This window comes from Photorhabdus kayaii, from assembly GCF_025384895.1.
GTDB classification, from domain to species: domain Bacteria; phylum Pseudomonadota; class Gammaproteobacteria; order Enterobacterales; family Enterobacteriaceae; genus Photorhabdus; species Photorhabdus kayaii.
Map to the genome: position 1 here is coordinate 58,704 of NZ_JAJAFZ010000011.1, position 21,781 is coordinate 80,484.

Below are 21,781 nucleotides of genomic sequence, written 5' to 3' on the forward strand. Positions count from 1 at the left end.
AGTCATATAGGCGAATAAAAGATGAATTTTAATCCTGATTTACTGAGAAAGATAGAATTACATACGCATCTTGATTGTGGGTTGCGTTATCACTTCGTTAAAAAACTTATTCCTGATATTACCCATAAGTCATTTTGTGAAAAATATATTGCCCCTGAAAAATGTCATGATTTAGGTGATTTTTTAAATAAGATCATTCCTTCACTGGATTTACTACAAAAAAGGGACGTAATAGCTGATGCTGTAGACGATCTTTTCATACAATTAAAAAGCGATAATGTAGTTTATGCTGAAATTAGATTTGCACCTTTACTTCATCTTCGCTTAGGATTAAATGAGCGCGATATTGTAGAAATTGTTTTGGAGGCAATGAAAAATGCTTCAGTCAAATATAGTATAGCAGCAGGTTTAATATTATGTACATTGCGGCATTTTTCAGAAGATCAAAGTTTGAGAACTGCATATCTTGTCAATGAATATTCTAATTACGGTGTTGTTGCTCTCGATCTTGCTGCCGATGAGGCAAGATATCCACTTAATGCACATTTGAATGCGTTTAGAATGGTGTTGGAAAATGGTGGAAATATTATTGCGCATGCAGGAGAAGCGAAAGGGGCTGAAAGTGTGCGCGAGACTATCAATAAATTAAATATTTCTCGTATAGGTCATGGTGTCAGAAGTATTGAAGATCGAGATGTTATTGATCTCCTTATAGAGAGAAATATACATTTAGAAATCTGCCCGACGTGTAATATTATTTGCGATATTTATGATATCTATGAAAACCATCCAGTTAATTTGTTGAAAAAGGTTGGTGTCAATATTGGGATTAATACGGATGCCCGGACAGTTGCAAATATTACCTTATGTGAAGAATATTTGAAGATTAATCGATACTTTGGTTGGCAGTATAGTGATTTTATTGAAACAAATTTGAATGCATTACAGGCTTCCTTTTCTAGTAATGAATTGAAAAATAGATTGAAAAAGGAAATAATGAGATTGTCGTAGTGAAAAATTGCATTCTATTTATCTCTGTATATAATTGGAAAAATTCTATTAAATCTGTAATCTGTATTAGATATGTATCGGGATAAAGAGAATAAATTGAAAAATTATATTGATAAATATCATCTTGATAGCATTTTTCCAGCAGAATTTATGCCAAAATTAGATGTGGTTGAAGTTAAGAAAAATACCTATCTTACACATCAGTCATCAATTTTTACTCATCTCTATATTTTAGTTGAGGGTAAACTAAAGGTTGAGTTTTATAATATTAATGGAAAATTTTCTGTTTTTGCCTTTGCTACTCCTCTTTTTCTTATTGGAGATTTAGAACTTTTTCATTCCCAAGGCGATAATATAATTAATACTGTCTTTGCTCAGGAGCGATCAGTACTGCTATCCATTCCGTTAGAGACGGTAAGAATATTTGGATTAACAGATGCTGTATTTCTTCAATTTGTTTGTAAACAACTCAGTAATAAGCTTTTTGAATCTTCTTTGTTTCGAACGGGAATATTTTTAACTGTTGAGGATAAGTTAAAGCGATTTCTTTACTATCATTCGAAAAGAAATGGAACTGTGTTGGTATTAGAGAAAAGGGAAGATTTAGCATCTGTTTTAGGTGTTTCAGTCAGGCAATTAAATAGAGCTATTAAGAGTTTGAATGAAAAAGGAATAATTTTATCAAAGAATAAGAGAGTTGAAATTATTGATTATGATTTTTTAAAAAAGGATATTGAGTTTCAATTTGACGCCAAGTGATGAAAATAAAAAATCCTATATCCTATATACCTTATGGATTTCAAGATGCATCGCGACGGCAAGGGAACGAATCCCCGGGAGCATAGATAACTATGTGACCGGGGTGAGTGAGTGCAGCCAACAAAGAGGCAACTTGAAAGATGACGGGTATATTTTTTATCGCTAAATAGCTGCATCGTTAACAGAATAAACAATGCAGCAATCAATATAATGGTTAAATTACGATATGAAATTAAAGTAACCCGATTCTGAAAAATCTTTGCCAGATTCTTTGAAACGCTCTTTCGGTAGTGGATAACCCAAAGAGAGATATTTTTCAGCGAAATATAATGAACTTTGATGGGTTAACCCGATAGAATTAAGGTTGTCAACCATGCTTCTCGGTAGATTGCATTTAATATCTTTAACGTAATCAACGATAGTATTTTTCACACCACTGCCATCTGGCATTCTTATTTTTGGTCTGTCAATGATATATTCCGGTATTTTTCCTCTGAATGCTTCGCGTAAAATATGTTTTTCTATCCCCTTATTGAGTTTGTAAGAAAAATCCAAGCTTAAAACATAAGGCACTAGTGCTGAATCCATAAAGGGAACTCTTGCTTCAACAGTATTTCTCATGCTTGCTCGATCAACTCTTTGTAAATCAGTCCTATGAAGATTATTTAATCGATATAGGGAGAGGCGATGGGGATCGGGATATGTTTTAAATAAATCGTAGCCAGCAAAAATTTCATCACTACCTTCTCCACATAAAGCAATTTTAAAGCCAAGGCGGTTAGCAATATAATAGCCAAAGTGAGCAATAGTTGAATCAATCGCATCGATTTGTTCGAAAAATTCACCATAATAGATAGCATCTTGGATATTATTGATTAATTCTTCCTGAGTAAATGTATATATAATATGCTTTATATTATTCTCAGAACAATATCTTTGGGCGATTTCAATGTCTTTTGAACCCGGTAATCCAAATGAAATCGCGGTAATATCGTGGTGATATTTTTTTGCAAGATAAAGCACGATGGTGCTGTCTATGCCGCCGCTAAACATAATTGACACAGGGAGGTCTGTGTCAACCCGCTTTCTGACGGCATTATCTAACAGTGAATAGACTTTTTCTTTTGCCTGTTCGAAGTTATCGCTGCTTGCTGGGATAGTTGTGTCGTAGCTAATATATTTCTCACTAGTAAATCCGTCGAAAATTGAACCGGGTTCAACAGGTTTAATTTCTGAGTTAAACTCGATCAATGATTTTATTTCTGATGCTACATACCAGTTACCCTCTTTTTGGGTGTAATAGAGAGGTTTTATACCGACGTGATCTCTGCCTAATAAGAATTTATTATTCTTATTATCAAATAGAATAAAACTAAACATGCCATCTAATTTTTTAATAAATGCTTTGCCATAGCAAATATAGGCAATTAGGACAACTTCTGCATCGCCACCATTTTTAAATTGATAACCTTGTTTAATCAATTCATTTCGAAGAGACTTGTAATTATAAATTTGACCATTCAGAACAAGATGAAGATCATGTTCCTGATTTGATATGGGTTGATAGGCTGAATCGCGTTCGACGATAGCAAGTCTGTTGGTTGCGATTGAAAAATTATTTCTGACAATCTTCTCATTAAATCGAGATGGATCGCCTCGATGTGCTATTTTTGACATTATCGTCTGTAGCTTATTCTCAATATCATCAATAAGCCTATTTTCTGTATTAAAAACGCCACCAATTCCACACATAGTGAATTCCTTTGGTTAAGAGTTATCAATGATATTTAAACGTCTTCTGGTATAGGGCTAGAATATTTTAATTCGTTCACATTGGCGCCTAATGTGAATATTTCGGCGAAATATTCTGGATAGGTTTGACCAACATGATATGGCTCACTGATAATGAGAGGCTCATCACAATGTAAACCTATTGTTGTGAGTGCCATGATTAATCCATGATCGTAATGACCATCAACAATAATGCCGCCTTTATATCCATATGGATTGCCATAAATAATTAATTGGTCTAGCTTCTCTTCTGATCTAATCCCTATTTTGTCTAATTCCCGCCGAAAATCAGAAATTCTGTCTGATTCTTTATAGCGGATATGTTCAATGTTATAGAAAACGCTTTTACCGTCGGCAAACGCAGCTAATGCAGCAAGTGCTGGTACCGCATCTGGTGCCAGTGAACCATCGAAATCCTGCGCTTTTAGGGTTCCGCCAGATCGAATATTGAGACAATCATCCCTGATGAAGTTGATTTTCGTTCCACTGTTAATTAAATAATCCACCACCGCGCCATTACCTAATTCTTCCTCAAAGAAACCGTTTAGGGTGACATCAGAATTCAGTGAGGCGCAAAGTGCAAGGATTGCCGCTGTGCTGGCTGGATCAGCGCCGACGCTAAATTCTGATGGAATAAATCGATTTTTTCCTGTCGTAAAGAAATTACGGAATTTATCATCATATTCGATATTAATGCCCGCTTTGCGCAAATTATTAATTGTCGTGTGAACCATCGATGGTGCGGTAATTGTATCGATGACTTTTATTTGCAGATCTCGTTCACTAATGGCACCTAAGTAAAGTAGTCCACTCAGGAATTGAGAGCTCTTTCTGCATGAAATTTCAGTGTAACTACCGATGTTTCTACTTGATTTCATGCTTATCGGTAAAAGTGAATCAGGCCCAACTGAGGTGCACTGAATATTGAGTAATTTTAGTGCATTGACCATTTCTGATTGTGATCGTGTACCCAGGGAGTAACTGTATTCTGTAATAAATTCAGTATCAGGTAAATAACCGGCTACTCCCATTAATAGCCTTAATACAACGCCAGAATTACCTGGGTTAAAGATGATTTTTTTATTAATTTTTCTGATATCTATACCTTCTACGATTGTCCCTGTAATATCACTATTAAATGATGCCCCTAAACGGGAACAGTTTAATTTCATTGCTGTTGTATTGTTCCCTGATGCCATGTTATTTATTTTACTTGTACCTTCCGTTAATGATGCAGTCAGAATGGCGCGAGTTGAAGAACTTTTGGAGGCAGGTAAAGTTATTGAGCCATTTAATGATTTGGTTTTGTTTATTTCGATAAATGGCGGATGATTATTACCATAATAATTCATATTTTTGTCTCGCTTTTATACTGTTAGCTAACTTATTTTAGCTCCGAGAGAAGTTAAGGATTGGATAAATCCAGGAAAACCATCATCTAATTTATGTATATGATTAACCGTTGTTCGTTCTCTTGCCCCTAGTGATGCAATAATATTGGATGCGCAAATCCGATGATCATAGTAACTGAATATTTCGACGCCTCCGTTTAATGGTCCGTTACCATTGATCTTTATTTTGTTGAAAGTCCCAGTGTCATTAAAAATTAAATAACTTTTACCGCCCATCATGCGTATATTTTCGTTGATAATAAATGCGCGTTGACATTTATGATTGTTTATAGCATTAAGACCGGAAAATGTCATATCTCCATTGCCATTAATCGCTGCCGCGATAATGTTAGTGGCAACGGAAGGAAGTTCATTTAAGTAAATTTCATCTGTAATGGTGTTATGTTCCTCCTCCAGGCTGATATTAAGTTCATTCTTAATTGGGTTATAGTTTAAATTCATACCAAATTTTTTATATATGTTAAATAATACTCTTTCGTTAATGGTATTACCCAAATAATAACTTCTGATGGTGACTTTGCTTGGTCGATTAATACTTAATATTGACGAAGCAATGTAGCTTAGTGATGTGAAATCAGAGGGGATGTTAATAGTAATATCCCTTGGTTGATATTCAGTTGAAATAAATGTGCTGCCTATTCGCGTGATTTGACTTCCCAATAACGCCATCATGTTAATTGTTATATCGACATATCCATTCTTAGTTTCGCCGTTGTTGTTAATGATAATACTTTTCCCTTTCATAAATGGTGAAACAAGAAGAGAGAATGATAGAAATTGAGTACTCTTATTGAAGTTTAATGGCGATTGTGATGGATATATTCTTCTGGAAATAATGACAATATTTTCTTCTCGCTTTTCTGCAAATACATTCAGGTATGAAAAAAATGATTCATCATACAGACTTTCTCTGTTAAACAGTGAATCATTGCATTTTATATAAACTTCCTTTTCTGTTAGTGACGCTAAAGCGACACTGATTCTAAATAACATGCCAGAACCGTTAGCATTAATAATCCCATTACAATGATAGATTGGATGTGCCCCTTTCAATATGATGTGGTTTTCACTTCTGTCCAGAATTTGCAGACCAAATTGTTGTAAAGCAATAAGGAGATCTTCGGTTTCGGTACACCACGATATATTATTTACGGTTGTTGTTTCTTCATTCAATAGTGCTAATAGTAGCGCTCTTTGGATATGAGGCTTAGATGAGGGTATGACTATTTCCCCGTTAAGCGTGGAGCCGGGGAGCACGCTAATTTTATTCATGCCAAGCCTCCAGGTAGATCAATTACCATTGGTATTATTCTTTGATTTAACTATTTGCTATCGATAGCAATAGTTGTAATTTCAACGTAATGTTCTGGTTTTACCATCGATTTAACGGCAATAGTCGTATTGACCGGGCGTATATCGCCAAATTTTTCATTAAATGCTCGACAGTAATCATCAAAATGTTGGAAGTCTGTTAAATGTGTTACTGTGCTGACAACGTCAGTCAGTTCTGCATCAAGCTCTTTTAAATATTTCTCAATTTTTTCTATGATAAATAGAGTTTGCTCGTAAGCATTTTCCCCCATAACATTTCCATCACCATCTGAAGCGACACATCCTGCAATAAATATCTGATTACCAACTCTTTTTCCTCTTGAGTATCCCATTTTATTTTCCCACGGAGAGGGGCTAAATACTGTTTTTTTAATTTCATGAGATGACATAAATACTCCTATAAATGAAAATATATAAGAAGAAGATTTGGGAACAATAAATTAATTTAAACAATTTATTCCGTTAACTAAAAAATATCCGTAAATCAATGTAGTATTAATAAAAGTATATAAAGTCTGTTATGTCAAATAAAATTTTTTATTAAAATAGAATAATTGATTGTTTTTTTATTTTAAAAATGAATAACTATTTTATCTTGGCGGAAAAATTATTTTTATGAAAAAATTCTTTTTATTATTTAATTGGTTATGTATTAAAGAGCTGAATCTGGTTGTATTCTGGCGGTTTTTTTATTTGAAAGTCATCTTAGTTGGAACTATACATGATAATTAGGTTGTCTTAATTTTAATGAAATTTTTTATTATTAAGTAAAATTAGATGATTTCAGGAATGAAGAAAGTGTCATAAATTAATAAATATCAACTAACGATGGGGTAGATATGCGTGTTTTTATTTTTATTGAAGCAAGACCGGTTGAATGTTCGGCAATTGATTATATTAGAGATTTGGGATTTTCTCCTGTGTTATTGACTTCAATGGAATCAATGAATAAAGGATTATATGATGATTTAAGAAAGGAATTATTTGATAATATTTATTATGTTGATACGAGAAATAGTACAGATATCATTAATTTAATTAAAGATAACCGTATTCCTGTTGCTGCAATTTTAGGTTGCTATGATGATTTTATGATTGTGGCGTCTGAAGTAGCGTTAGAATTCGGTTTACCTCACCCGGATATAGATGGTTTGAGGAATGCATTTAGTAAGAAGAATGTCAGGGATATCTTAGCACAACATGGTTATGAGCAACCTGCTTACGAGGTTTTTTCTTATAATAATATTCCAGAAAATCCTAAGGTTCCTTTTCCGTTTGTAATTAAGCCACTTCGTGATGCGGGGGCTTATGGGGTATCACTTTGTAAATCTCAAGATGATTACCACCATGTGGTTGCAGAAATTTCATCTAATGGCACAATGTCAATGCTCGGTAAAGTTAATGAAGAGTTCTTGATAGAAGAGTTCCTGCAAGGAAATTTTTATGGGGCAGAATTAATTTATAGTCATGATGAATGGCATTTAATTGGTATCAATAGAATTTTCGTTTCTCCTGATGATGACCTGTGTATGATCGGCTTATCTCATCCTGCTGAATTGTCTGAATTTGAGTTTGCAATGGCTTGTAAGTTTGTTAAGGAGTGGGTAGCCGCGTTGGGATTACGGGGTGGTGCAATAAATGTAGAATTTATTTATACCTCTCGTGGGCCCGTATTAGTTGAAATCAATTTGCGCATAGCGGGTGCCAGAGCGGCTCAACAGATCTTCATGACCTCTGGGATTAATATGGTCAAATACTTGGTCGATTTTGTTTGTGGTATCGAAAGCTCTATATCACCAGCGTCGGAAATAGTTTATCCATTTGTCGCTGATGCATTTGTTTTTTATCGTGGTGAGGGGGTTGTCAATGATATTAGAATAGATACTGATATCCCTTATTTCATTTCCGCAGGGTTTAAAAAAACGCCTTTTACTATTTCGTTAAATAATCAAAGTTCATCGAAAAGTAAAAATTCATCAAAAAATAAAAATTTTGGTTCTATTGTCGGTTATGTTCTGGCTTATGGTAATAGTTGTGAGGAAGCGATGGAAAATGCGACACGTATTGCTAATAGCGTTCAGTTATACCCTATGGATTTCAAGATCGATCGCGACGGCAAGGTAACGAATTCCCGGGAGCATAGAGAACTATGTGACCGGGGTGAGTGAGTGCAGCCAACAAAGAGGCAACTTGAAAGATGACGGGTATAAAAATAAATTAATAAGAGATTATCACTATGGCTATTCTGATGGGGTTGATTTCAGCATTGTGTTGGGGGAGTACTGATTTTTTGGCAGGGCAAGTCGCAAGAAAAGTCGGCGTTGCTAAATCTTTATTCTACAGTCAGCTATTTGGTTTTTTTGTTTTATCGTTGTTGCTGTTTTTTTATTTTGAGATGTCGTTTGTTAATGCAAACTTTTTTCAACTGACCATCTGTGTTGTTGCTTCGGTTTGCAATTTAATGGCAATGGTGTTTCTGCTTAAAGCATTATCAATCGGCAAAGCCTCGATTGTCGCGCCGATTGTTTCGCTTTATGGTGCTATTACCACGATTTTGTCACTGATAAATGGGAAACCAATGACCGCTTTGGTTTTGTTTAGTCTATTTATTTGTGTTGTTGGGGCCTGTCTAACCAGTATACCGAAATCAAAAGATGGACAACGAGAATCATCCGGTTCAATTGTCTTTGCACTTTTGTCTTCACTGATGTTTGGTTTAGGCTTCTGGTTGCAAGGGGAATTTGCTGTTAGAGATCTGGGTGTTATCAATGCATTATGGGTTTACTATTTAACCGCTGTGGTTGTTTTATTTCTCACGCTATTAAAAAAAGGAAACTTATCATTACCGCCGATTTCAATTATCTCTCTGGTTTTTTCAATTAGTTTCTTTAGTCTGATCGGGTTTGCTTCATTAGCTTATGGTTCTGCAACGGGACATGTTGCCGTTGTTACTGTTCTGAGTTCATTGGCAAGTGGAGTTACCGCTTTATTAGGCTTTTTTATTCGCGGAGAACGGTTGAGTCGAATTCAGTGGATTGGTATTGTGATAATAATAACCGGTGTCATTCTTTTGAAATTATGACATTGATAATAGCTTGTTTCCCCGAAGGATTCGGGGAAATAGTGAGGTATGATATTGATTAATAATAATCAGCACTAAGTTGATTATTTCATCTGATGATTTTCGCTTTTCTCTATTATGACCTTTTTATTTTGCTGATGATGTTCTAATGCCGCTATGGATGAGTAAATGAAACGGCCAAATAAAATCAGAAAGCTGATAAGTAAAACCAATTTAATTATCTGAGATCGCTTCTTTTTTTTCATTGTCTGATATCTTTATATTGATTCCTCGGCTATTTCTAATTGCCAACCCGCAACGTTATGCCAGTAACCTTGCTCTTTTTCCAGATCAAGCTGCATCAGGGTGTTTTCTGATAAATAATTGTAAGGCAGGTAGAGCGCCCAATGACTATCATCAGTAACCAGTCTGAGTGATTCAGGAATGGTTGTGGATTGGCGTTGATTATTGAGTAAAGTTGCCAGACGCAGGATTTGAATTAATGGCAGATACTGTTTTTTCTTGAATAAATTGAATCTTGGTAAATCATCCAGTTTTATTGTCTTACGATGACAGCGAACCAAGGTTGCCAGCAGTAATTGTTGTTCTTGATTAAAGCCGGGTAAGTTGGTGTTTTGCAGAATATAGGCAGAGTGTCGCTGTAATCCGCTTAAGTTAATACTTAATCCAACTTCGTGTAACATTGCCGCCCAGTGTAAAATCGCTTCGAGTTGAGGTTGCACTAGTTTAGGGTTCTGGATTGCCCACTGTTGGTAAAGTGTTTCAGTCGTATGAAGTACACGCTTTGCCTGTTCTCTGTCGATATTATAGTGTTCAACCAGGCTTCTTGCGGTTCTCTGGCGGATATCTTGATGACGGAAACGGCCTTCCATTTCATATAAAACGCCTTCACGTAGTGCGCCATCTGAGAGTTGTAATGCTTTTATATGCAGGGCATCGAATATACCGCATAAGATAGCCAAACCAGGAATAAAAAAGTGTTTACGATCATCCGATAGTCCGGGTAAGTCGAAGGTTTTTAATTTCTTGAATTTGAGTATTTCTTTGACCAACATCTCCAGCCGTTCAGGGGTGATTAATCCGTCCTTTTCCCCCATTGCGACCAGCACTTCATACACCGCTTTAATGGTCCCGGATGCCCCAAGCGCTGAATTCCAGCCAGTGATGCGGTACTGCCACGAGAGATTTTCCAATTTTTGTGCAGCTTCAAGCCGCGCTCGACGGAATTTTTCTGCGCTAATTTCGTCATCGGGAAAGAATTGGTGGGCGAAACTAATGCATCCCATTCGGCGGCTTTCTACTAATAATGGTTCAAAATTTTCCCCAATGACCAATTCAGTGGAGCCGCCGCCAATATCAATCACCAGTTTACGGTTTTTTTCTGGTTGTGTATGTTCTACCCCCATATAGATCAGACGAGCTTCTTCATGGCCGGAAATAATTTCAATCGGGTAGGGGATAACGTCTTTAGCACGTTTGATAAATTCTTTGGCATTGCTGGCTTCACGTAAGCTGTGAGTGCCCACCAGACAAACGTTATCAGCAGGAAAGCCTTGTAACCGTTCAGCAAATAAAGCCAGACAGGCAAGACCGCGTGTTATTGCTTCTTCGCTTAATTGATTGTTGTTATCAAGACCGTCGGCAAGATGGACCCGTTGTTTTAAGCGACCTAAAATCTGAAAGGCGTCGTTAACAATTCGGGCAATAATCATATGAAAACTGTTTGAACCCAGATCAATAGCCGCAATTTCTATTGGTCTGGGCGTCGGCTTGTCATGTGTTAGCGGCATAAATTAAGCTCTTGGTTCAGGTTGTTCGAGGGCTTTTATATAGTCATAAATAGCGAGTTGTGCCCGGATTTTCCGCTTATTACCCCGTGGCACGTAACTATTGCTCAGTTCTTTATCGACGTAACGGGCTTTTACCGTATCGTTGAATTGTAATTCGAGAATGTCCAGTACCCGTTGTTTTAATTGTGGATCAAGCAGGCAAACCGCAACTTCAATTCGGTAGTCGATATTACGGGTCATCCAATCAGCAGACGAGAGAAAGACTTTTTCGTCGCCGTCATTAGTGAATACGTAAACCCGATCATGTTCGAGAAAACGGTCAACGATACTGGTGATCTGAATATTTTCGCTAAATCCTGGCTGGTTGGGCACCAGTGAGCACATACCACGTATCAGTAGGCGTATTTTTACCCCTGCCTCCGAAGCGTCATATAGGCGGTCCACCAGCTCTTTATCAACCAGGTTATTGATCTTTAACGTAATACCTGCGGGCTTATTCGCTCTGACATTGGCGATTTCCTGTGAAATAAGCTGGTTGAGCATTGCGCGGGAATTTTGCGGCGAAACCATCAGGTTTTCAAATTTGACCGGGCGGTAAGGATTCTCAATAAAGTTGAATACCCGGCGCACTTCGTTAGTAATTTTGGGATTTGCTGTCAGCAAGGAGTAGTCGGTGTAGAGGCGAGCGGTTTTTTCATTAAAATTGCCGGTACCAATATGGGCATAGCGAACAATTTCTTCACCTTCCAGACGGGAAATAAAAAACAGTTTTGCGTGAATTTTTAGTCCCGGTGCTGAGAAAATAACATGTACACCCGCTTCGGTTAGCCGTTTGGCCCAATGAATATTGGCTTCTTCATCAAATCGAGCCTGTAATTCAACCACGACGGTCACTTTTTTACCGTTATGGGCAGCATGGATCATGGAATCAATAATGCGGGAGTCTTTTGCTACCCGATAAATATTGATCTTGATGGAAAGTACACTTGGATCGAAAGAAGCCTGACGTAATAATTCCAGCACATGTTCAAAGGTGTGATAGGGATAATAGAGCAGCACATCTTGTTCACGAATCGCATCAAAACCATTGCGGAAATTATCAAACCAAGTGTGCCGTAATCTCGGTAAAGGTTTATTGAGTAGGTTTCTCTTCCCCTCATTGGGGAATTTAATGAAATCTTTAAAATTGTGATAGCGTCCGCCGGCAATCACCGAGTCATTGTTTGACAAGCCAAGTTTGCTACGCAGTAACCCCACCATTTCATCTGGCATTTCTCGTTGATAAACGAATCTTACTGGTTCCGCTGTCAGCCGTTGTTTCAGCGTGGATGACATGAGTTCGAGCAAGCTTGATTCCATCTCTGTTGCTAAATCATATTCAGAATCACGGGTCATTTTCATTGAATAGGCGTTCAGTGAATCATAATCGAAAAAGCCTTTGAAAATTTCATCAAGACAATAACGCATAATATTGTCTAGCAGGATCATTGACTTGCGGCGGTGTGGCATTTCAGGCGGCAAGTTAACAAAACGTGGCACCTTATCTGACGGAATTTCCAATAGTGCATATTGAATATTCTGGCCGTGGACAATTTCAACTGCCAGATAAGTGTAGTCATCTTTTAGAAATTCAACCAGGTTGGTTTCTGGATTGATCAGAATTGGCGTAATGTGTGGCCGCAGATGTTGACGAAAATATTGACGTAACCAGATTTGTTGATTTGGTGAAATTTGTCGTTCATTGATGAGAAAAATTTGATTGCGAGCTATTTCTAGTAGCAATTCATTATAGAGCACATCAAATTCTTGATCGGTTTTAGCCACTTTAGCTTGAATTTTTTTCAATACATTTCGAGCGCTGGTGGCCGATCCTCGTTCTTCATTGATTAATATTCGCCGTTTCACATCAGCAAAACGGACTTTGTAAAATTCATCCAGATTATTGGAGTAAATACCAAGAAACCGCATCCGTTCTATTAATGGATTGCTCTTATCCGCTGCTTCTTGAAGCACACGTTCGTTGAATGATAACCAACTCAGTTCTTTCTCGGTATAGAGCCTGTCTTGGGACATGGTTACTCCAGGTGTTGAGGTAAAAGTATTGAAACTTTGAATACGACGGGGCGTCGTTTGTCGCTATCTTATCGTCAGTATCTGCTGACTCATTTTTTCATCTTCCTTAGATGCAAAATATTGATGTTGGAAAACGCACATGCGAATGGCGGTGCGGTAACTGCCATTAATAAAGAATTCGTCTATTAATTCGCCCTCAGTATAGAAACCTAGTTTATTATAGATGTGAATGGCCTTGACATTCTCTTTATCAACAATCAGGTAGAGTTTATACAGATTAAGTACGGAAAATGCATATTCCATTGCCAGTTTTGCCGCTTTGGTTGCATGGCCTTGGCCCTGATAGGCGGGATCGATAATAATCTGAAATTCTGACCGGCGGTGGATATAGTCGATTTCGACTAATTCAACCAAACCAACTTTGGCGTCAGAACTTGCGATAATAAACCGGCGCTCGCTCTGATCGTGAATATGTTTGTCATAGAGATCGCTCAGTTCAACGAAAGCTTCATAAGGTTCTTCGAACCAGTAACGCATGACGCTAGCATTGTTATCTAATTGATGGATAAAAGGCAGATCTTCCCGCTCAAGGGGACGTAACCTAACAGGTGGAGTATGAGAACCACCAGACATTTGACACCTCAATGTTATGTTTTTAATAAAAAAGGAACATAATTAATATAGTTCGCAGTGCCGGGTATGTTACCACAGCACTGTAATTAGCCGTTAATATACCCGTTATCTTTCAAGTTGCCTCTTTGTTGGCTGCACTCGCTCACCCCGGTCACATAGTTGCCTATGCTCCCGGGGATTCACTCCCTTGCCGTCGCGATCCATCTTGAAATCCATAGGGTTTAAATAGATTATTCTGCGGCATAGCCTTCTGGAGGGAGGATCTTTCCATCCAGATACGCTTTGCCATTAACCATACTTAGGCGCCCTTCGATAAACCAGTTGATAACTAATGGATAGATGTTGTGTTCCTGAGTCTGAACCCGTTTAACAACCTCATTTTCCTGATCATCGGCAAAAATAGGAACTTTAGCTTGCAAGATCACCGGGCCGCCATCCAACTCTTCTGTCACAAAATGGACGGAAGTGCCGTGTTCTGTATCTCCATTCGCTATCGCTTTGCGGTGAGTATGCAGACCAGGATATTTGGGTAACAGAGAAGGATGAATATTTAACAGGCGGCCAAGATAGTGCTGAACAAAGTCTGGCGTCAGAATACGCATATAACCCGCGAGGACCAGCAAATCTGGTTGATACTGATCAATCACGTGTTTTAGCGCTTCATCATAAGCCTGACGATCTGCATAGTTTTTCGGGCTAATAACATGGGTGGGAATATCCGCCTGTTGAGCGCGTAACAGACCGTAAGCGTTTGCGCTATTACTCAATACCGCGCAAACCTGCCCATTGATTCTGTTCTGCTGGCAGGCGTCAATCACCGCCTGGAGATTACTGCCACTGCCAGAGATGAGTACAACGATATTTTTCATTTAATGACGACCTGTTGTTCACCCTCTTTCAGTGTCGCGATAGTGCCGATTTGCCAGGCTTTTTCACCGGCCGTAGTGAGTAATTCAATCGCGTGTTCAACGGCTGTTGGTGGTAATGCAATCACCATTCCAACACCACAGTTGAATGTACGGTACATTTCATGACGGCTGACATTGCCTGTCTGTTGCAGCCAGTTAAATATGGCCGGCCATTGCCAACTGGATTCGTTAATCTGTGCTTGGGTATTTTCAGGCAGAACACGCGGAATATTCTCCCAGAAACCGCCACCGGTTAGATGAGCAATAGCGTGAATATCAACCTGTTCAATCAAGGATAAAAGGGATTTCACATAAATTTTTGTCGGGGCGAGTAGGTGATCTGCCAATGATTTACCTTCAAGCTCTGTTGCTTCTGGATCGGTGTTGTTGACGGCCAGAATTTTACGTATCAGAGAATAGCCGTTTGAGTGAGGGCCACTGGCGGCGAGGGCAATCAAGGCATCACCCGCCTGAACTTTACTGCCATCGATAATTTCTGATTTTTCAACCACGCCAACGCAGAAGCCGGCAACATCATAATCTTCACCGTGGTACATCCCCGGCATTTCTGCGGTTTCACCACCAACCAGAGCACAGCCGGATAATTGACAGCCTTCTGCGATACCGCTGATAACGCTGGCAGCCGTATCAACATCCAGTTTCCCGGTTGCATAGTAATCAAGGAAAAACAGGGGTTCCGCACCTTGAACAACCAGGTCATTGACACACATTGCAACTAAGTCAATGCCAATAGTGTCATGGCGTTTGAGATCCATTGCCAGACGCAACTTGGTGCCGACACCATCAGTACCAGAAACCAGAATTGGCTCACGGTATTTTTGTGGTAATGCACATAAAGCGCCAAACCCACCTAAACCGCCCATAACTTCTGGGCGACGGGTCTGTTTTACAACACCTTTAATACGGTTGACTAAGGCATTACCGGCGTCGATATCGACACCGGCATCTTTATAACTGAGAGAGGTTTTGTTGGTCACTCGAAGCCCCCAAGGCGGTTGCGTTTGATAAATTAAGACAGAATAGTAACAATTCTAACAGTCTAAGCAAACGTTTGCGAGACTCTTATTTAGGATCTTAGTTCGCGGCAATTAGGGCTATGTTTAATGAAAATCAACGGATTGGTAGTGGTGTTATGGGTAAAAGACGGTATAATCTCGCCGTTTTTTTGTCTGCTGGCGACATGACATACAGTAGGAGAGGTCCATGAAGATCGTTGAGGTGAATCACCCACTTGTTAAACATAAACTCGGCCTGATGCGAGCGCATGATATCAGCACCAAACGCTTCCGTGAACTGGCCGCAGAAATTGGAAGCCTTCTGACTTATGAAGCAACTTCTGATTTAGAAACAGAAAAAGTCACTATTGATGGCTGGTGTGGCCCAGTAGCAGTTGAGCAGATTAAAGGTAAAAAAATAACCGTCGTACCTATTCTGCGTGCGGGATTGGGGATGATGGATGGTGTATTGGAGAATGTTCCTAGTGCCCGGATCAGCGTCGTAGGGGTTTATCGTAATGAAGAAACCTTAGAACCTGTCCCTTATTTTCAGAAATTGGCTTCCAATATTAATGAACGTATGGCGCTGGTGGTTGACCCCATGTTGGCAACCGGTGGTTCCATGATTGCAACTATCGATTTACTGAAAAAAGCAGGCTGCCAGTCGATTAAAGTGCTAGTTTTGGTGGCTGCTCCTGAAGGTATTGCCGCGTTGGAAAAAGCCCATCCTGATGTGGAACTGTATACAGCTTCTATTGATGAGAGACTCAATGAACAGGGATACATTGTTCCTGGCTTGGGGGATGCAGGCGATAAAATATTTGGTACGAAATAATAAGTTAGCCGACTTTTGAGTCGGCTTTTTTTTGGTTCTGACGCGATAATATTAAGAGGATAAATAAGATGACCCGTCGCATTATTGGGGTAGATGAGCGGCCTCCTTTTTTACAGACCATTCCACTCAGCTTCCAGCATCTTTTTGCTATGTTTGGTGCGACGGTATTGGTGCCGATTTTGTTTAAAATCAACCCAGCGACAGTTCTGCTATTTAATGGTATCGGTACATTGTTGTATCTGGTGATTTGCAAAGGAAAGGTTCCGGCGTATTTGGGATCGAGCTTTGCTTTTATTTCACCGGTCTTATTGTTGTTGCCTCTGGGATATGAATTAGCTTTGGGTGGTTTTATTATATGTGGCGTGCTGTTTTGTCTGGTTTCACTGATTGTTAAGGTGGCAGGGCGAAGTTGGATTAATGCGCTGTTTCCACCTGCGGCAATGGGGGCGATTGTTGCTGTTATCGGTCTGGAACTTGCCGGTGTTGCGGCTGATATGGCAGGTTTGCGTCCGGCGGAAGGTGCCGATGTTGATTCAACAACATTGACCATTTCTCTGGTAACACTGGCGGTAACCGTTCTTGGTTCAGTTATGTTCCGTGGATTCTTGGCTATCATCCCGATTCTTATTGGCGTATTGGTAGGTTATGCGTTGGCGTTCCTGATGGGCGTAGTTGATCTGACGCCGGTACGTGAAGCGCCGTGGTTTGCATTGCCAACTTTTTATACACCACGTTTTGAATGGTTCGCTATTATGACTATCTTGCCTGCGGCGCTGGTTGTCATAGCTGAACATGTTGGTCATTTAGTTGTAACGGCGAATATTGTGAAGAAAGATTTGCTAAAAGAGCCGGGTTTGCACCGTTCTATGTTTGCAAATGGTTTTTCAACCGTGATTTCCGGTTTCTTTGGTTCAACGCCAAATACAACTTATGGCGAGAATATTGGTGTCATGGCAATTACCAAAGTTTACAGTACCTGGGTTATTGGTGGTGCTGCGGTGCTGGCGATTTTGCTCTCCTGCGTCGGTAAATTGGCGGCAGCAATTCAGGCCGTGCCGATTCCGGTCATGGGAGGTGTCTCGCTGTTGCTTTATGGCGTTATTGGCGCGTCAGGTATTCGAGTGCTGATTGATTCAAAAGTAGATTACAACAAAGCACAAAATCTTATCCTGACTTCCGTGATTCTTATCATTGGCGTCAGTGGGGCGAAAATTAATATCGGTGTTGCTGAACTTAAAGGCATGGCGCTGGCAACGATCGTAGGTATCGGTATGAGTTTGATTTTCCGTCTGGTCACGGTTTTCCGTCCCGAAGAACGATATATTGAATCTTCCGTTGAATCTGTTAAGCACGGTAAATAATGGGGTAATAAACTTGGGCTGATTTCCCCGCTTTGAGTAGTTTTCATTATGAAGAGGCGGGGATGATGGTCATTATTTTATTCGTAAGGGAGGCAGGAAAGTAAATGTTCGCCACCGAGGTTACAAAGTTAGTTAGCGATATCTATTAGTCAGAAATAGCAGATATCGCTTTAATTTTATGCTTGTTCTGATTTCAAATTAACTCATCAGGTACCGCTTATTCATTGGAATTGCGGCAGATAATCACGGTTTATCGTTAATATGTCATCCAATAGTGGTGAAGCAATGTCTATATCGGCAACCAGTGGGTTGGTGATCAGTGCCAACAGTGCAGCATTGCGATCGCCATGAATCGCTGCTTTGATCGTTAAGCGTTCATAGGTTTTTATCTGTTGTGTCAGAGCATACATACTGTCAGGCAGGCGGCCGAACGTCAGCGGGTGGGCGCCTTCTGCATTAATAATACAGTTGGTTTCAATGACAGCATCGTCCGGTAAACCTCGAATAGCACCGTGGTTTGTGGTATTGACGACCAATTGGCTATCGAGATTGTTATGAATGGCGCAAATCAGATCCAGTGCAACCTCAGAATAGAATGCACCACCGCGGAAACTGAGTTGTTCTGGCTTGTGATCGAGTTCTGGATCAGCATACAGTTCAAATAGTTCCTGTTCTACTTTCATGACTTGTTCTGCTCGTGTGCCTTGTTCGAATGCAGCCTCGCGCTCTTCCTGTAACATATTGCGGGCTTGGTAGAAGTAGCGATGATAAGGGCAGGGTATCGCGCCTAGAGCCTTGAGCAGTGGTGGAGGCCAGGGCGCCTCTTGAATATTATTCATGGTTAAGACTGCACCATTGCATAGCATATCAAGTACCTGTTGAGTTTTATCCTGACCTGCAACCAGTACTTGATGTACCCAGACCATATGATTCAGCCCGGCAAAGCGTAACTGCACATCCTGATAAGGGCATTGTAGCATATTAGCTATCATGTGATGCATTGTGACCGGGACATTACATAGGCCGATAATTTTTGCTTTGCTATAGCGGGAAATCGCTTCGGTAACGATCCCGGCTGGATTGGTGAAGTTAATAATCCACGCGTCTGGTGCAAGTTTTTCAACTTTATGGGCAATATCCAGCAAAACGGGGATGGTACGTAATGCTTTGGCAAAGCCGCCTACGCCGGTAGTTTCCTGACCGATCAAGCCATATTTTAGCCCCAGACGCTCGTCCGCGGCGCGAGCCGGAAGCTGGCCGACACGCAGTTGAGTTAAAATAAAATTGGCGCCGCGAATGGCGTTATCGGGTGTGAAATGGATGCTGACAATAACGTATTCCATGCCGTGACGAGCTAACATACGGCGAGTAAGCGCGGCGATAATTTCTACTTTCTGTTTTCCACTGTCAATGTCAACCAATGCCAGTTCAGATAATGGAATGTTTTTTTGGTGTTGAATAAGCCCTTCGACTAATTCAGGTGTGTAGCTGCTACCGCCACCAATAACGGCTATTTTGATTCGTTTCATATCTTTTCCTCTTGCGATGGTATTCGGCGATAGAGTTCAATCATATCGCTGGCAAGATCTTGAATAACCATTGCGTTCATTAAATGATCTTGCGCATGGACGGTGATGAGATTGACAGGTAATTTACCGCAGCCTTCATCCAATCCGATGAGGGTAGTTTGAATCGTGTGTGCTTCTTTGATTGCCTGCTGGGATTCTGCCATCAGTGTTTGTGCTGTTTGAAAGTCACCGTTTCTGGCATGTTGTAATGCCATTAGTGCATGACTGCGTGCGCTTCCAGCATGAACCAGCAGTTCTACAATCGTTTTTTCTAAATCAATCGTTTTTTCTAAATCCATGTGTAAAGCCTCCGAAAATTAGGGTTGGGATTGAGTTTCTACACCAGTGGATGCTGTGTTTTCTCGCTGTTTATCTTCTTCGTTGACCAACTGTTTTTCATAAATTTTGAAGAAGGGATACCAGATAAAGAGGTCGATTATCGTGAGTATGATCACTAGCACTGCCGCACGATAATCCCAGGCGGCGGAAATCATTGCGCCGAATGGCGCCGGTGTAGTCCAGGGCGAAATGGCGACCATTTTATGCACCAGGTCAAGATGCAGGGCGCTGTAGGACAATACTGCATTGACCAATGGCACAACCAGTAATGGAATGAATAAGGTTGGATTCATCACAATCGGTGAGCCAAACAGTAGTGGTTCGTTAATATTGAATATGGACGGAACCACGCTCAGTTTTCCGATAGTACGCAAATGTATAGAACGGCTGCGCAGATAAAGAATCGCCAGAACCAGTGTAGAACCAGAGCCACCAATACAGATATAAAACGACCAGTAAGGGTCAGTAAAAATGTGTGTTGTAGCAGTACCTTGAGCCATTAATGTTGCATTGGCAGCAATATTTGCCATAAAAATAGGGGCCATCAAGCCAGTGACAATATTAGCGCCATGAATACCGGCAAACCACAGTAGGTTAGAAATGAGTAGTGCCAATATAATGGCAGGCAGAGTATCACCGACAGAAATGAGTGGGTGGAACATCTGCATTATGGCTGCGGGAATAAGTAGATTGAATTCACTCTGTAATAGCAAGCTGACGGGATAAACTGTCAGCAAGATACCTATAACTGGGTACAGAAGTTCAAAAGAACGGGCGATTGCTGGTGGCACTTGTGTTGGCATTCGAATGGTGATGTTATATTTTTTTAGTAAACGCGTTAATTCAACTGACCAGATAGCGCAAATTAATGCGGTAAATACACCTGTGCCACCAAGGAAATCGAGTGCTATTTTGTTTTCTATTTGTGGTGCTGCTGCTAGCAAAAACGCCATTAGTGACAGTAAAGCCGAAGTTAACCCGTCCAGACCGTAGGATTTAGCTAAACTGTAGGCGGTACCGACCGAAACAAAGACACTCATTAATCCCATCGTCATAAAGTAAGGCATTGTGATGGTGTCCCAGTGAGTTTTGGCAAAGGACAACCAAGCTTGGCCGAATGAGGATGCAGTCTGTAAATCGAAGGGTGGGTTTGCCACAATTAACATTATGCTGCCGATGATCAAAAATGGCATGGCTGAGATAAAGCCGTCACGCATTGCTGTAATATGCCGCTGGTTACCGATTCGCCCGGCAAATGGGATAATGTGGTTTTCTAAAACACGCATAAAAGAGGTATAGAGACTCATGAGGGTACTCCGCGTGATGATGAAATTGCTTATTCCAACAGGCTTAATGCCTTATCGAGAACCTTATCACCACGAAGAGTGCCATAATCCATCATGTCAATAACGTCTATTGGTTTACCAAGTGGTTTGGCGATAGCGGAAAAATGGGCTAATTGATACCTCACCTGTGGGCCGAGTAAAACAACGTCAGCGTCGGCTATCATGTGTTCTAATTCAACCGTGGGAACAGCCTTGATCTCAATGTCCAATGCCCGTTTTATCACTTCTGCCTGCATGCGTTGTACCAGCATGCTGGTGGACATACCGGCCGCACAACACAATAGGATTTTTTTCATTGTTCAATCTCCAGTTTGTTATATCGTTTCTTATGGGATAAGTGGTTGCTGAGAACTTTCACTTTTTATTAAGACTAGCAACTTATGTTAAATATGTTGCGATTTTGTTCGCATATTAATCAAGAATAGTTTAAGGAATAGGGATGGGATGTGATCTTCGTTTGTATTGTATATACCCGTCATCTTTCAAGTTGCCTCTTTGTTGGCTGCACTCACTCACCCCGGTCAC

The 21,781-nt window shown here is 40.1% G+C and carries 21 protein-coding genes; 8 read left to right on the top strand and 13 right to left on the bottom strand.

Going from position 1 to position 21,781, the window contains the following annotated elements; all coding sequences use genetic code 11:
• Positions 1-21: 21 nt before the first annotated feature.
• The 3 genes from add (at position 22) to LGZ98_RS06465 (ending at position 1,936) form a co-directional block, all read left to right on the top strand.
• Positions 22-1,011 (top strand): adenosine deaminase, encoded by a 990-nt coding sequence (gene add, locus LGZ98_RS06455; protein ID WP_113041074.1) that lies wholly within the window; start codon positions 22-24, stop codon positions 1,009-1,011.
• A gap of 96 nt (positions 1,012-1,107) precedes the next feature.
• Positions 1,108-1,770, top strand: coding sequence for a Crp/Fnr family transcriptional regulator (locus tag LGZ98_RS06460; RefSeq protein ID WP_113041128.1), 663 nt, complete (start codon positions 1,108-1,110; stop codon positions 1,768-1,770).
• On the top strand, positions 1,757-1,936 hold the full coding sequence (locus tag LGZ98_RS06465; protein ID WP_146748047.1) for a hypothetical protein: 180 nt from the start codon (positions 1,757-1,759) through the stop codon (positions 1,934-1,936). The genes LGZ98_RS06460 and LGZ98_RS06465 overlap by 14 nt, the downstream gene beginning before the upstream one ends.
• A gap of 53 nt (positions 1,937-1,989) precedes the next feature.
• Here the strand turns inward: LGZ98_RS06465 and LGZ98_RS06470 are convergent, their stop codons facing one another.
• From LGZ98_RS06470 to LGZ98_RS06485, 4 genes are read right to left on the bottom strand one after another with little or no spacing between them, the layout of a single operon-like run.
• Positions 1,990-3,522 carry an asparagine synthetase B family protein gene (locus LGZ98_RS06470; protein WP_113041073.1) on the bottom strand — a complete coding sequence of 511 codons (1,533 nt, stop codon included), beginning with the start codon at positions 3,520-3,522 and terminating at the stop codon, positions 1,990-1,992.
• A gap of 35 nt (positions 3,523-3,557) precedes the next feature.
• Complete coding sequence (locus LGZ98_RS06475) at positions 3,558-4,913, bottom strand: 3-phosphoshikimate 1-carboxyvinyltransferase (RefSeq protein WP_228901949.1); 1,356 nt, start codon at positions 4,911-4,913, stop codon at positions 3,558-3,560.
• Positions 4,914-4,940: 27 nt separating this feature from the next.
• Positions 4,941-6,245, bottom strand: a complete 1,305-nt coding sequence (locus tag LGZ98_RS06480; RefSeq protein ID WP_228901947.1) for a carboxyvinyltransferase — start codon at positions 6,243-6,245, stop codon at positions 4,941-4,943.
• A gap of 50 nt (positions 6,246-6,295) precedes the next feature.
• Entirely contained in the window at positions 6,296-6,694 is a 399-nt protein-coding gene (locus LGZ98_RS06485; protein WP_113041070.1) for a RidA family protein, read from the bottom strand.
• 450 nt (positions 6,695-7,144) lie between these two features.
• Between LGZ98_RS06485 and LGZ98_RS06490 the strand changes: the two genes are divergently transcribed.
• From LGZ98_RS06490 to LGZ98_RS06500, 3 genes are read left to right on the top strand one after another with little or no spacing between them, the layout of a single operon-like run.
• On the top strand, positions 7,145-8,473 hold the full coding sequence (locus tag LGZ98_RS06490) for an ATP-grasp domain-containing protein (RefSeq protein ID WP_262977845.1): 1,329 nt from the start codon (positions 7,145-7,147) through the stop codon (positions 8,471-8,473).
• Positions 8,457-8,591, top strand: coding sequence for a hypothetical protein (locus LGZ98_RS06495; RefSeq protein WP_262977846.1), 135 nt, complete (start codon positions 8,457-8,459; stop codon positions 8,589-8,591). The genes LGZ98_RS06490 and LGZ98_RS06495 overlap by 17 nt, the downstream gene beginning before the upstream one ends.
• Positions 8,542-9,387 carry an EamA family transporter gene (locus LGZ98_RS06500; RefSeq protein ID WP_228900038.1) on the top strand — a complete coding sequence of 282 codons (846 nt, stop codon included), beginning with the start codon at positions 8,542-8,544 and terminating at the stop codon, positions 9,385-9,387. Before LGZ98_RS06495 ends, LGZ98_RS06500 begins: the two co-directional genes overlap by 50 nt.
• 257 nt (positions 9,388-9,644) lie before the next feature.
• Here LGZ98_RS06500 and ppx read toward each other — a convergent pair whose 3' ends face one another.
• The 5 genes from ppx to purM all read right to left on the bottom strand — a co-directional run bounded on the left by ppx (position 9,645) and on the right by purM (position 15,789).
• Positions 9,645-11,177, bottom strand: a complete 1,533-nt coding sequence (gene ppx / locus LGZ98_RS06505; RefSeq protein ID WP_228900041.1) for an exopolyphosphatase — start codon at positions 11,175-11,177, stop codon at positions 9,645-9,647.
• Positions 11,178-11,180: 3 nt separating this feature from the next.
• Positions 11,181-13,250 carry a polyphosphate kinase 1 gene (gene ppk1, locus LGZ98_RS06510; RefSeq protein ID WP_113041066.1) on the bottom strand — a complete coding sequence of 690 codons (2,070 nt, stop codon included), beginning with the start codon at positions 13,248-13,250 and terminating at the stop codon, positions 11,181-11,183.
• Between the two features lie 63 nt (positions 13,251-13,313).
• Positions 13,314-13,883: a spermidine N1-acetyltransferase gene (gene speG, locus LGZ98_RS06515; protein WP_113041065.1), complete on the bottom strand. Its 570-nt coding sequence runs from the start codon at positions 13,881-13,883 to the stop codon at positions 13,314-13,316.
• Positions 13,884-14,113: 230 nt separating this feature from the next.
• A complete protein-coding gene (gene purN, locus LGZ98_RS06520; RefSeq protein WP_113041064.1) occupies positions 14,114-14,752 on the bottom strand; it encodes a phosphoribosylglycinamide formyltransferase in 639 nt (212 codons plus the stop codon).
• Positions 14,749-15,789 (bottom strand): phosphoribosylformylglycinamidine cyclo-ligase, encoded by a 1,041-nt coding sequence (gene purM, locus LGZ98_RS06525; protein WP_113041063.1) that lies wholly within the window; start codon positions 15,787-15,789, stop codon positions 14,749-14,751. Before purM ends, purN begins: the two co-directional genes overlap by 4 nt.
• 226 nt (positions 15,790-16,015) lie before the next feature.
• On the opposite strand from purM, the gene upp reads away from it, so the two are divergent.
• Both upp and uraA read left to right on the top strand, forming a co-directional pair.
• Positions 16,016-16,642 carry a uracil phosphoribosyltransferase gene (gene upp, locus LGZ98_RS06530; protein WP_262977847.1) on the top strand — a complete coding sequence of 209 codons (627 nt, stop codon included), beginning with the start codon at positions 16,016-16,018 and terminating at the stop codon, positions 16,640-16,642.
• 68 nt (positions 16,643-16,710) lie between these two features.
• Positions 16,711-18,003: a uracil permease gene (gene uraA / locus LGZ98_RS06535; protein WP_262977848.1), complete on the top strand. Its 1,293-nt coding sequence runs from the start codon at positions 16,711-16,713 to the stop codon at positions 18,001-18,003.
• A gap of 221 nt (positions 18,004-18,224) precedes the next feature.
• Here uraA and LGZ98_RS06540 read toward each other — a convergent pair whose 3' ends face one another.
• Genes LGZ98_RS06540 through LGZ98_RS06555 form a run of 4 tightly spaced genes read right to left on the bottom strand, consistent with a single transcriptional unit; the run spans position 18,225 to position 21,552 of the window.
• Positions 18,225-19,532, bottom strand: coding sequence for a 6-phospho-beta-glucosidase (locus LGZ98_RS06540; RefSeq protein ID WP_262977849.1), 1,308 nt, complete (start codon positions 19,530-19,532; stop codon positions 18,225-18,227).
• A complete protein-coding gene (locus tag LGZ98_RS06545; RefSeq protein WP_191214731.1) occupies positions 19,529-19,870 on the bottom strand; it encodes a PTS lactose/cellobiose transporter subunit IIA in 342 nt (113 codons plus the stop codon). The genes LGZ98_RS06540 and LGZ98_RS06545 overlap by 4 nt, the downstream gene beginning before the upstream one ends.
• 18 nt (positions 19,871-19,888) lie before the next feature.
• Positions 19,889-21,217 carry a PTS sugar transporter subunit IIC gene (locus LGZ98_RS06550; RefSeq protein ID WP_113041059.1) on the bottom strand — a complete coding sequence of 443 codons (1,329 nt, stop codon included), beginning with the start codon at positions 21,215-21,217 and terminating at the stop codon, positions 19,889-19,891.
• Positions 21,218-21,246: 29 nt separating this feature from the next.
• Positions 21,247-21,552, bottom strand: a complete 306-nt coding sequence (locus LGZ98_RS06555; protein ID WP_112877714.1) for a PTS sugar transporter subunit IIB — start codon at positions 21,550-21,552, stop codon at positions 21,247-21,249.
• Positions 21,553-21,781 lie beyond the last annotated feature (229 nt).

Excerpts from the sequence above, each read along its gene's own strand:
- speG (WP_113041065.1), bottom strand. The coding sequence starts at position 13,883 with ATGTCTGGTGGTTCTCATACTCCACCTGTTAGGTTACGTCCCCTTGAG.
- LGZ98_RS06555 (WP_112877714.1), bottom strand. The coding sequence starts at position 21,552 with ATGAAAAAAATCCTATTGTGTTGTGCGGCCGGTATGTCCACCAGCATG.
- purN (WP_113041064.1), bottom strand. The coding sequence starts at position 14,752 with ATGAAAAATATCGTTGTACTCATCTCTGGCAGTGGCAGTAATCTCCAG.
- add (WP_113041074.1), top strand. The coding sequence starts at position 22 with ATGAATTTTAATCCTGATTTACTGAGAAAGATAGAATTACATACGCAT.
- LGZ98_RS06490 (WP_262977845.1), top strand. The coding sequence starts at position 7,145 with ATGCGTGTTTTTATTTTTATTGAAGCAAGACCGGTTGAATGTTCGGCA.
- LGZ98_RS06545 (WP_191214731.1), bottom strand. The coding sequence starts at position 19,870 with ATGGATTTAGAAAAAACGATTGATTTAGAAAAAACGATTGTAGAACTG.
- ppx (WP_228900041.1), bottom strand. The coding sequence starts at position 11,177 with ATGCCGCTAACACATGACAAGCCGACGCCCAGACCAATAGAAATTGCG.
- upp (WP_262977847.1), top strand. The coding sequence starts at position 16,016 with ATGAAGATCGTTGAGGTGAATCACCCACTTGTTAAACATAAACTCGGC.
- LGZ98_RS06470 (WP_113041073.1), bottom strand. The coding sequence starts at position 3,522 with ATGTGTGGAATTGGTGGCGTTTTTAATACAGAAAATAGGCTTATTGAT.
- uraA (WP_262977848.1), top strand. The coding sequence starts at position 16,711 with ATGACCCGTCGCATTATTGGGGTAGATGAGCGGCCTCCTTTTTTACAG.
- LGZ98_RS06500 (WP_228900038.1), top strand. The coding sequence starts at position 8,542 with ATGGCTATTCTGATGGGGTTGATTTCAGCATTGTGTTGGGGGAGTACT.
- LGZ98_RS06540 (WP_262977849.1), bottom strand. The coding sequence starts at position 19,532 with ATGAAACGAATCAAAATAGCCGTTATTGGTGGCGGTAGCAGCTACACA.
- LGZ98_RS06485 (WP_113041070.1), bottom strand. The coding sequence starts at position 6,694 with ATGTCATCTCATGAAATTAAAAAAACAGTATTTAGCCCCTCTCCGTGG.
- LGZ98_RS06550 (WP_113041059.1), bottom strand. The coding sequence starts at position 21,217 with ATGAGTCTCTATACCTCTTTTATGCGTGTTTTAGAAAACCACATTATC.
- ppk1 (WP_113041066.1), bottom strand. The coding sequence starts at position 13,250 with ATGTCCCAAGACAGGCTCTATACCGAGAAAGAACTGAGTTGGTTATCA.
- LGZ98_RS06480 (WP_228901947.1), bottom strand. The coding sequence starts at position 6,245 with ATGAATAAAATTAGCGTGCTCCCCGGCTCCACGCTTAACGGGGAAATA.
- LGZ98_RS06475 (WP_228901949.1), bottom strand. The coding sequence starts at position 4,913 with ATGAATTATTATGGTAATAATCATCCGCCATTTATCGAAATAAACAAA.